This window comes from Streptomyces bambusae, from assembly GCF_019400985.1.
Classification (GTDB): Bacteria; Actinomycetota; Actinomycetes; order Streptomycetales; family Streptomycetaceae; genus Streptomyces; species Streptomyces bambusae_A.
This window is the reverse complement of sequence record NZ_WTFF01000590.1, coordinates 1-1,964: the sequence shown is the minus strand read 5'-3', so window position 1 is coordinate 1,964 and position 1,964 is coordinate 1. Positions and strand designations below refer to the sequence as shown.

General features: G+C 71.9%; 2 protein-coding genes and 1 pseudogene. 1 reads left to right on the top strand and 2 read right to left on the bottom strand.

Annotation, left to right across the window (positions count from 1 at the left end; all coding sequences use genetic code 11):
- A pseudogene (locus GPJ59_RS35845) lies at nt 1-392 on the bottom strand (metallophosphoesterase); the annotation flags it as partial.
- Nucleotides 389-646 carry an SCO4848 family membrane protein gene (locus GPJ59_RS35840; protein ID WP_219672302.1) on the bottom strand — a complete coding sequence of 86 codons (258 nt, stop codon included), beginning with the start codon at nt 644-646 and terminating at the stop codon, nt 389-391. The pseudogene GPJ59_RS35845 and the gene GPJ59_RS35840, both read right to left, overlap by 4 nt.
- A gap of 121 nt (nt 647-767) precedes the next feature.
- On the opposite strand from GPJ59_RS35840, the gene GPJ59_RS35835 reads away from it, so the two are divergent.
- The coding region (locus tag GPJ59_RS35835; protein WP_308120684.1) for a D-alanyl-D-alanine carboxypeptidase family protein at nt 768-1,964 on the top strand (1,197 nt) is incomplete at its 3' end.

Below are 1,964 nucleotides of genomic sequence, written 5' to 3'. Positions count from 1 at the left end.
CCGCCGGCCCGGGCCGCCGGCACCGGGGCGGCGGTGGCGGCAGTGGCGGCGGGGCTCGCCGCGGCGGCGGTGCTCCGCTCCCGGCGCAGCCACACCGCGCGTACGGCCTCGCCCACGAGCATCGCCAGGGTCAGGTACAGCAGCACCGGCAGCCACAGGAAGCCCGGCCAGGCGACCAGCTGCTCGATCCCGAAGGGGAGCCCGGCGCGGTGCCCCGTCAGGGCGGCCAGCGACAGGGCCGGCAGCGCGAAGGCGGCGGCCGTCAGCACCCGCCGGACCCGCGAGCCGGATGTCGTCGTGTCGCGGACGAGGCGGATCCACAGCCAGCGGTGCACCAGCACCAGCAGGGCCAGGACCAGCAGGACGACGGCCACGACCAGGACGACGGTCATCGGGAGCCCTCGCGTGATTCACGCCGCAGGGCCCGCACTCCACGCAACCCGATCACTCCGACGGCCGTCCCCAGGAGAAAGGAGGTCACGGCGAGCGCAAGGTGGACCCAGAAATAGGCAGTGGGCTCCCCCGCGTCGTCGAAGGCCAGCCCGCTGGCGTCCTTCACCAGATTCCGGACGAAAGTCACCCAGATGAACCAGCTCCACACTCCGAACGCGAGCAGGAACCAGGAGGCGGAACGGCTGAGTTTCATGCCCTCAGTATCGGTTCCGTCGCCGAGTCGGACGCGTCGGGGTGGGCTGTCCCGGCGGTGGTACCGGCGGGTTGGCCGAACCGACACGGTAAATATGACAACTCGATGTACGTTCACCTGCGTGTCCGCCAAAAAGACCGCGCTGACGGCCGTCTCCGCCGCACTGCTGATCCCTGCCCTGTTGGCCGCCCCCGCGCACGCCGACGACAAGCCCGGCGCACCCGCGCAGCAGCCCGGCGCGCCCGCGCAGCTGCCCGCCGAGCCGCCCGCCTCGATGTCCACCGTCGGCGGATCGCGGCTGGGGCAGCCCGGCACCCAGGTGAACCTGCTGCCGGGCGCGCCGGCGCTGCCCGCGAACCTGACGGGGCGGTCCTGGATCGTGGCGGACGCCGAGTCCGGCGAGGTGCTCGCGGCGCACAACGCCCACTGGAAGCTGCCCCCGGCCTCGACGCTGAAGATGCTGTTCGCGGACACGGTCCTGCCCAGCCTGCCCAAGAACCGGGTGTACAAGGTGGCCCCGCAGGACCTCGACGGCCTCGGCGCCGGGAGCAGTCTGGTCGGGGTCAAGGAGGACCTGGAGTACAGCGTCCACGACCTGTGGCTCGGGGTCTTCCTGAAATCGGGCAACGACGCGGTCCACGTGCTCTCCGCCATGAACGGCGGGATCGACAAGACCGTCAAGGACATGCAGGCGCACGCCGAGGAGCTCCAGGCCCTCGACACCCACGTGGTCTCCCCCGACGGCTACGACGCCTCCAACCAGGTCTCCAGCGCGTACGACCTGACCCTCATCGCCCGCTCGGGGCTGCAGAAGAAGGACTTCCGGGAGTACTGCAGCACGGTGACCGCGCAGTTCCCCGGCAACCAGGTGCCCGGCAAGGAGCGCGAGACCTTCGAGATCACCAACACCAACCGGCTGATGACGGGCGCGGCCGGCCTCTCCCCGTACAAGGGCATCGCCGGGGTGAAGAACGGCAACACCACCATGGCCGGCGCCACCTTCACCGGGGTGGCCCAGCGCGGCGAGCGGAAGCTGCTGGTGACGGTCATGAACCCGAGCGCGGGTGGGGCGAACCCGGTCTACCAGGAGACCGCGGCCCTGCTGGACTGGGGCTTCGAGGCGGCCGGGAAGGTCAAGCCGGTGGGTGAGCTGGTGCCGCCCAAGGGCCTGGACACCAAGCCGCACGGCTCGCCGGCCGAGTCGCACGAGAACAAGCCGGCGACCGCCGCCGCGGTGGAGCCGGGCGGCCTCGCCACGGCGCTGGCGATCACGGGCGGCGCGCTGGCCGTGGTCGCGGGCGGCGCGTTCGTGGTCAAC